The following is an 8,404-nucleotide window of genomic DNA, read 5'->3' as shown; positions in this document are numbered from 1 at the left end:
ATAAGGAATCTATTTTATAATTTAGTGATAAGGCGGAGTAAGGTCAGAATATTGATAGCGCTACTCTAAAAGCCGAAAAGGGAATTAACAAATTAACATACTGATGAAAAAGCATTTCAGGGATCTGTTTCAATATAATGCATGGGCAAACCAAAGGGTACTGATCACCCTTGAAAAAAGTGAGGTTAAGAATGACAAGATACTACTGCTTTTTAGCCACCTTTTGTCCGCCCAGATCATATGGTTAAACCGCATTAAAGATATACCCACCTCTCCGTTTCCTCTATGGGAGCAGTATAAACTTAGGGAGTTGCGCAGCATGACGGAGGAGAGTTCTGTAAACTGGCTCAGCTACCTGGACGGCCACAAGTTTGATACGTTTGAGGAAATGATCTTTTATAAAAATACCGCAGGCAAAAAATTTGAAAACACCATACGTGAAATTATCAATCAGGTGTTGAACCACAGCACATATCACCGGGGACAGATTGCCATGCTTTTAAAGGAAGAAGGTATTGAGCCTCCTGTGACAGACTATATTGTCTATGCAAGGCAGAAATAAACAAAATATTTTGTGGGCTTGTTAAAGCTATAGTTATAAAACCTTAACAACCATGAAAACCTTTACCCTGTTTATTGCCTTATTATTTTCAGTGAATTTACTAATTGCCCAGAGTGACATCACCATATGTCATACTCCGGCTACTGAAAGTTTTGCCATGTTTGCGTCAAACCAGAAGTTTAACAGTGAACACCCGGTACCAGAGCCGTATGTACACCGCAGCAAAATCGGTAAGATGATCAAAATCAAAACCTCGGATGGAAAGACCGCCAATGCGTATCTGCTCGAATCCCAGGTAGATTCTGACGATTATCTGTTTGTGATCCATGAGTGGTGGGGCTTAAACGGGCACATTAAAAAAATGGCTGAGAAGTACTACAGCGACCTGGGTACTGTAAATGTATTGGCGCTGGACCTGTATGACGGAAAGGTAGCAGAGACCCGGGAAAAAGCATCGGAGTACATGAGCCAGGTGGATGATAAAAGGGCAAGGGCTATTATACAAGGAGCGATAGATTATGCCGGCAATAGTTCAGAGATAGCTACTATTGGCTGGTGCTTTGGTGGAGGTTGGGCACTACAGGCTGCCATGATGGCTGGAAGCGAGGCTCAGGGCGCAGTAATATACTATGGCATGCCGGAAAAGGATGTAGAGAAAATTAAAGAAAAAGTAAATTTTCCTGTTCTGGGCATATTCGCCAGAGAGGACGAGTGGATCACACCTGAAATCGTTGAAAACTTCCAGAAAGATATGGAGGAGGCTCAAAAAGAGCTCAATGTTCATTTTTATGAGGCCTCGCATGCTTTTGCTAACCCCAGTAACCCTGATTATGATAAGGAAGCAACAGAAGATGCTTACCAAAAATCCATGGCTTTCCTCAAAAGAGTGTTGGATTAAGGCTATTACAGCCTCATGTACCTTTTGCCGCGTTTTTGCTTAGGATTTAAAAATATTAGCAGCTAGCTTGCACGATGGTAAACTAAAACCAATCGTAAAATGTCTATGGCTGAACCACTTAGCGCAAGTAAGCTTGCTGCTTTCCTATTATTGCTGCTGGCTATTCCTGCTATCTCCCAACCCCAAGTACAGCACGGAAGCCTTGATCTTACCCGCACTGATTTTAACAGCGCCGGCCCAATAGCACTAGACGGAGAATGGGAGTTTTATTGGAAGCAGGTGCTTTTTCCCGCCGATTTTGTGGCTGAGAACAAGCCTGAACCCCAATACTTAAAAATGCCTGCTGTGTGGAATGACCTCAAACTTGGGCGGACTGAGCTGACCGGTGAGGGATATGCCACATACAGGCTTATAATTAAAAAGGACGAAAAGCCCGATCTGCTTAGTCTGGACATTCCCAATGTTTACACTAACTATGCCTTGTGGGTCAATGGCACCCTGCTGGCGTCCAACGGTACAGTTTCAACGGAAGCTTCCCGGGCAAAGCCTGCATGGCAACCCTATGTAAAGATCTTTGAGGCTCCCGGAGAGACCCTTGAAATTATATTACAGGTTTCTAATTTCCACCACAATCGTGGAGGTGTGCATAAATCCATTAAGCTTGGCACGCCTGAAAATATTAATAAGCACCATGAATCCATTATGGTGTCCAATGTATTTCTGGTTGGCGGGCTACTTATTTTGGGAGCCTTTTTTATTGGCTTTTTCCTGATAAGAAAAGGGCAGAGTGCCACGCTATACTTTGGTCTCCTATGCCTTTTTTGGGGTATACGCTCCCTTTTTTCCAATATTTATCTTATCACCTCTTTCTTCGACGGCATAAGCTGGCAACTGGCTGTTAAAGTCGAGTACCTCTCATTGTACCTCAGCATGCTGGTAGGTATGTTGTTTATCAGTCAGGTGTTTTTGAATGATAAGAAATCGATTTTTAAGTACATTATTATCATGATCAATTACTGCATCATTGCGTTAACGATCATTTTACCTCCGGTATTTTTCACGCAGTTGCTCCCTGCTTACCAGTTTTTTATAGCAGTCAATTTTCTGTTTGCCATTGTCGTTATCGTCAGGGCTATATTCAAAAAGCAATACGAGGCCTGGTTCAGTGCAATGAGTATTATTATTGGCATTGCACTCTTTACTTATGAACTGACAGCCTATGCTTTGGTAGTAAAGGTTAATTTTATATTCCTCAACTTTGGCTACCTCACTATTTTCTTTCTCAATTCACTGGTACTGGCATATCACTTCGTGGGGGCTTACAAACAGATCGTAATCCTTGAGGAAGAAAAGACCCGCAGCCTTGAAGGAAGGTTAAGGGGCATTTAGCCCCTGTTTCTTTTTAAGCGCAGATTTTTAAACCGTTTCCTAAGAAGAAAGATGACAAGTAGGATCACCAGAGTCACCGGCCATGTATAGATAAGGCCTATGATAATTTCTTGCAAAAGATACCATCCGCCACTGAACCCATCCGCGATCTTGAGCCAAAACCCCTTCGAAGGAGCCTGGCTGGCATGGTATATATCCTGAAACGCAGTAAGATGAATAGTCGACATCCTTACCTGGCTGTTTAAATATTTAAGCCTTCCCTCTTTTGATTCTATTTCTTCGCGGATCATACGAAGTTCATTTTCAACCTTAAGGATGTCCTCCACTTTGTTGGCCTTTTGCAGCAGCTTTCGGTATTGCTCCTCCACGGCCCTTTTATTTTTTAGCCTGATCTCCAGGTCTACAAACTCCTCCGTCACATCCTGAGCATTGATGTTATTGGTGTAGACAAATGAAGCCTGTGACAGTATTTTTTTCAGCATATCATCCAACTGGTCCTGCTGTACACGGATCGTCATGTCGAGGGACAACTTGTAGGTATTATTGGTGCGGTTATCTGTGCTTACGTAGGCATTGTACCGCTTAATGATCTGGTCAATATTTGCTTTTGCAGAATCCAGGTTTTCCACCTGCATATTAACATTGGCTGTTTTGATCACCTTCCGTTCAACAGGTTCGGTCTGGCTGGCGAACCTGACATCCGGAGGAGGAGCCTGTTCGGTTACAGGTATTTCAAGAGCGTCTTCGATCATTTCATAGTCAGCTTCTTCCGAATAGCCAAGTTCACTTTTCATGCTTTGCTCGCTTTGGCATGCTGTCATGCTTGCAGCGATTATTATCAGGAGGTGGGTTGCATACTTTTTCATTGAATATCTATTTACATTTTTATTATAGATGTTACAAACTAGCTAATTCCATAACTTTGATAGCTGAAAAAGTCACTTTTATTTTTTTATCATCTATAATTTCAATTGCATACCTTTACGAGCATGAGCAAACCCGAAAAAAAGTTATTTCTTCTTGATGCCTACGCACTTATATACAGAGCCCATTTTGCATTCAGTAAAACCCCCAGGATCAGTTCTAAGGGTGTAAATACCGGTGTGATGTTCGGCTTTATGAATACCCTTCTGGAGGTATTGCAAAAGCAGAAGCCGACCCATATAGCTGTAGTTTTTGATACCTCAGCGCCTACATTCAGGCATGAGCAATTTGCCGAATATAAGGCGCATCGTGAAGAAACGCCTGAAGACATAAAAGTAGGGATACCGGTGGTAAAGGATATTGTCAGGGCATTTAACATTCCTGTACTCGAAATGGATGGTTATGAAGCGGATGATATCATTGGTACGCTGGCCAAGAAGGCGGGTAAAGCGGGTTATGAAGTGTTTATGATGACCCCGGACAAGGATTTTGGGCAGTTGGTAGAGGAGCATGTCTATTTATATAAGCCAGCTTACATGGGCAATGCCGTAGATGTGCTGGGTGTGCCTGAGGTACTGGCCAAGTGGGATATAGAACGTGTCGACCAGGTAACAGATATGCTCGGCTTGCAGGGTGATACGGCTGATAATATTCCGGGGATTCCGGGTATCGGGCCCAAGACTGCGTCAAAACTCATTAAAGAATTTGGTTCTGTGGAAGAGCTGGTGGCAAACGTGGATAAGCTCAAAGGAAAGCAAAAGGAAAATGTAGAGACCTATGGCCAGCAAGGAATACTTTCAAAGGAGCTGGCAACGATTAATACTGAGGTGCCTATTGAGTTTAATGAAAAGGATCTGGTATATGAAGGGCCTGACGAGGAAAAGCTGAAGCCGATATGCGAAGAGCTTGAGTTCAGGACCATTATGAAGCGGATATTTGGTGAAGAATTAACAGGAAAAACCACAACATCTGCGTCAGGGCAGCTTTCCATGTTCAGTGATGAGAGTAAAGTAGCCATAGAAGTTACAGAAACTGTAGCGGTTGAAAAGACCAGTATCAAAACGGTGGATCATGACTACCACCTGGTGACGTCAGCAGAAAAAAGGAATGAACTGATAAAATTCCTTCAAATACAGGATGAATTCTGTTTTGATACGGAAACCACAAATATTGATGCCGTGGAGGCGGAGATTGTAGGCCTGGCGTTTTCGTATGTGAAAGGTGAAGCCTATTATGTGGCCCTTCCGGGGAACTTTGAGGAGGCGAAGCAAATCCTCCAGGACTTTAAACCTGTGATGGAAAATGAGAAAATCACCAAAATAGGTCAGAACGTTAAATACGATATCCTGGTCCTGAAAAAGTATGGTGTTCATGTAAAGGGGAAAATATTTGATACTATGCTGGCCCACTATGTGATTGAGCCTGAAATGCCACATAACATGGATGCCATAGCAGAGCAATACCTGAATTACAAGTGTGTACCTATTACTTCTGTTTTGGGTGTTAAAGGTAAGCGGCAAAGAAATATGCGCGATATAGCCCCGGAAGATGTAGTGGAATATGCCGGGGAAGATGCTGATATTACACTGCAGTTAAAACAAGTGCTGTCAGATCAGATCAAAAAAGAGAAAAAGCTTGACAGCCTGCTTGAAGAAGTTGAACACCCGTTGGTTTATGTGCTCTCTGACATGGAGTACGAAGGGGTAAGAATAGATGAGGAGGCATTGAAACAAATGTCTGCCGAGCTGCAACAAGCCAGCCTACAGGCCCAGGAGGAAATTTATAAAATAGCGGGTTGTGAGTTCAATATAGCTTCACCTAAGCAGTTGGGAGAGATCCTGTTTGACCGGCTCAAGCTTATTGAAAAGCCTAAAAAAACGAAGTCCGGTCAGTATGCTACAGGTGAAGAGATCTTGGGAAGACTGGCAGCCGAGCATGATATAGCCAGAAAAATACTGGAGTTCAGGGAATATCAAAAATTAAAATCCACCTACGTGGATGCACTGCCCAAGATGATCAGTGCCAGCGATGGGCGGGTGCATACTGATTACGGACAGGCTGTGGCAGCAACTGGCAGATTGAGTTCGAATAACCCTAACCTTCAAAATATTCCGATAAGAACGGAAAAAGGCAGGGAGATCAGAAAAGCATTTGTACCAAGGGATGAAAATCATGTGCTGGTGTCAGCGGATTATTCGCAGATCGAACTTCGTATAGCAGCATCTTTTGCTAAGGACAAAGACATGATCGAGGCCTTCAAAAATGGCCGGGATATCCACGCCACTACTGCAGCCAAAGTTTTTAACGTATCCCTTGAAGATGTAGACCCGAATATGAGGAGGAAGGCCAAAGAGGTAAATTTCGGGATCATCTATGGCATATCTGCCTTTGGTCTCTCACAAAATCTGAACATCCCACGGGCTGAGGCCAATGATATTATAAAAGCGTATTTTAAGGAGTTTTCTTCCATCAAGAACTATATGGATGAGTCCATTAACAAAGCCAAGGAGCAGGGGTATGTAGAAACCATCCAGGGAAGAAGAAGATACCTCAGGGACATCAATTCCAGAAATGCTACCATGAGGGGTTATGCCGAACGAAACGCGATCAACGCCCCGATCCAGGGTAGTGCGGCAGATATCATTAAGATCGCCATGGTTAACATTCACCGGTGGTTGAAGGAAGAAGATCTGGGAACAAAAATGATCTTGCAGGTGCATGATGAATTGATTTTTGATGTACCCAAAGATGAGGTAGAAAAGGTCAAAGAAAATGTGATCAGGCTGATGATGTCGGCAGTAAGCCTGGAAGTGCCTTTGGAAGTAGAGGTAGGGGTAGGCGAGAACTGGTTGAAAGCACACTAAAACACATAGTCAATATACGTATGTCAAAAATACCGGACCAGGAGTCTTTAATGGCAGCCCATGAAAGGGTCGCCCCATTTATACACCGCACGCCTGTCTATACCAGCGAAAGCCTGAATAAAATAGCGGGAGCGAATCTTTTTTTCAAATGTGAAAACTTTCAGAAAGTAGGTGCATTTAAAGCACGGGGAGGGATGAATGCCGTTCTTTCGCTGCCTGCCGAAGACAGAAAAGCCGGTGTAGCCACTCACTCATCGGGCAATCATGCTCAGGCGGTGGCACTGGCTGCGAGGGAGAACGGGGTAAAGGCTTATATTGTAATGCCTTCCAATTCTGCTTCGGTAAAGAAAGCGGCTGTATTGGGCTATGGCGCTGAGCTCATAGAATGTGAACCTACTTTACAGGCGCGGGAGGATACCTTGCAGAAGGTGATTGACGAAACCGGAGCCATCTTAATTCATCCTTACGACGATTACCGCATTATAGAAGGGCAAGGTACTGCGGCGAAGGAGCTGATTGAGGATATTAATGACAGACTGGATTATATCCTGACACCTGTTGGTGGAGGAGGCATGCTTAGTGGAACCTCATTGTCAGCTCATTATTTCTCAGCAGGAACCAAAGTAATAGGTTGCGAACCTTCAGGTGCAGATGACGCCTACCGATCGTTTACATCGAAGGAACTGGTACCTCAAACCAATCCGCAAACCATCTGTGATGGATTAAGAACCTCACTGGGCAGAAAGCCTTTTGAGATCATATTGAAGCACGTTGAGGATATCTTACTGGCGGACGACGCTGAAATTGTAGCTGCTATGCAATTGATCTGGGAAAGAATGAAGATTGTCGTTGAAAGCTCTTCAGCAGTGCCGTTGGCGGCTTTGCTCAGAAACAAAGAGAGGTTCGCCGGCAAAAATGTAGGTATAGTGATCAGTGGAGGAAATGTGGATTTGAAGGCGTTGCCTTTTTGATTTTTTATGTGTTAGGATTTATGGAGCCCTCTAGTAAGGGAGGCAATAATGAAACCAAAAGTAAGACTGAAAGTGTTATCTTTACATAAATCAAATCCAGTATTATGGATATACAGTCAGAAAAGCTTGTTTTAATTGAACAACTAGCCAGAGTTCAGGATCTTAACATTATTGCCAGAATCAAAGCGATATTGAAAGAAAATAGTGAAGCTGTGGGATATAAGTCAGATGGAGAGGCTATCGGCCAATCAGAATTAATTGCTCGTGCTGAGGCATCCAATAAATCCATAAGAGAAGGCCGAACAAAGGGCATCCAACAAGTTCGGAAAGAGGCAAAGAACTGGTAATTAATGATTGTCGAACTAACTGATCTCGCCGAAGAAGGCCTTCGGGAGATACACTGTCACTTTCCTAAAAGCCAAGCCCAAAAGCTAGTAGATAAAATATTGGATAGGGCAGCAACATTGTCCACTCTTGCTAATCGAGGACATATTGTTGAAGAACTGCGTAATCTTAATCAAGGGCATCGTTTTGTTCTTGAAGGAGATTATAAAATCATATATCTACAAGAAGGAGAAACTGTTTATGTTATCGATATTTTTAATATGGGTAAACATCCCGAAAATATTAGAAAAAGATATCTGTCACGCTAAAACACCTCATTGCAAATTCGGTTGCTGTGATAGCAAAAGTTTGTTTTTACAGTGAACCATATCCAACAGTTGAAGAAAGTAGATAGACCTTTAATCAGAGGTTGTTATTTACTCTGCTGAACATGAATTAATTTTAATAACGA

Annotated in this window: 8 protein-coding genes; 7 read left to right on the top strand and 1 reads right to left on the bottom strand. The window is 43.0% G+C overall.

Annotated features, from left to right (window positions below; translation table 11 throughout):
• Nucleotides 1-103: 103 nt before the first annotated feature.
• The 3 genes from E1163_RS20925 to E1163_RS20915 all read left to right on the top strand — a co-directional run bounded on the left by E1163_RS20925 (nt 104) and on the right by E1163_RS20915 (nt 2,849).
• Complete coding sequence (locus tag E1163_RS20925; RefSeq protein WP_185156161.1) at nt 104-562, top strand: DinB family protein; 459 nt, start codon at nt 104-106, stop codon at nt 560-562.
• A gap of 52 nt (nt 563-614) precedes the next feature.
• Complete coding sequence (locus E1163_RS20920; protein ID WP_155174415.1) at nt 615-1,460, top strand: dienelactone hydrolase family protein; 846 nt, start codon at nt 615-617, stop codon at nt 1,458-1,460.
• Between the two features lie 105 nt (nt 1,461-1,565).
• Nucleotides 1,566-2,849 (top strand): 7TM-DISM domain-containing protein, encoded by a 1,284-nt coding sequence (locus tag E1163_RS20915; RefSeq protein WP_185156160.1) that lies wholly within the window; start codon nt 1,566-1,568, stop codon nt 2,847-2,849.
• Here the strand turns inward: E1163_RS20915 and E1163_RS20910 are convergent.
• Complete coding sequence (locus E1163_RS20910) at nt 2,846-3,643, bottom strand: DUF4349 domain-containing protein (protein WP_185156159.1); 798 nt, start codon at nt 3,641-3,643, stop codon at nt 2,846-2,848. The two genes, E1163_RS20915 and E1163_RS20910, sit on opposite strands and share 4 nt — an antisense overlap.
• A gap of 195 nt (nt 3,644-3,838) precedes the next feature.
• Here E1163_RS20910 and polA point away from each other — a divergent pair, with 195 nt between their 5' ends.
• The 4 genes from polA (at nt 3,839) to E1163_RS20890 (ending at nt 8,261) form a co-directional block, all read left to right on the top strand.
• On the top strand, nt 3,839-6,637 hold the full coding sequence (gene polA, locus E1163_RS20905) for a DNA polymerase I (RefSeq protein ID WP_155174412.1): 2,799 nt from the start codon (nt 3,839-3,841) through the stop codon (nt 6,635-6,637).
• Between the two features lie 20 nt (nt 6,638-6,657).
• Complete coding sequence (locus E1163_RS20900; protein ID WP_155174411.1) at nt 6,658-7,608, top strand: threonine ammonia-lyase; 951 nt, start codon at nt 6,658-6,660, stop codon at nt 7,606-7,608.
• Nucleotides 7,609-7,712: 104 nt separating this feature from the next.
• Nucleotides 7,713-7,955, top strand: coding sequence for a hypothetical protein (locus E1163_RS20895; protein WP_155174410.1), 243 nt, complete (start codon nt 7,713-7,715; stop codon nt 7,953-7,955).
• A gap of 3 nt (nt 7,956-7,958) precedes the next feature.
• Nucleotides 7,959-8,261, top strand: a complete 303-nt coding sequence (locus tag E1163_RS20890) for a type II toxin-antitoxin system RelE/ParE family toxin (RefSeq protein WP_155174409.1) — start codon at nt 7,959-7,961, stop codon at nt 8,259-8,261.
• Nucleotides 8,262-8,404: the final 143 nt, after the last annotated feature.

Source organism: Fulvivirga kasyanovii (assembly GCF_009711405.1).
Classification (GTDB): domain Bacteria; phylum Bacteroidota; class Bacteroidia; order Cytophagales; family Cyclobacteriaceae; genus Fulvivirga; species Fulvivirga kasyanovii.
Note: the sequence above shows the minus strand (reverse complement) of the source record. Positions and strands in the feature narration are given on the sequence as shown.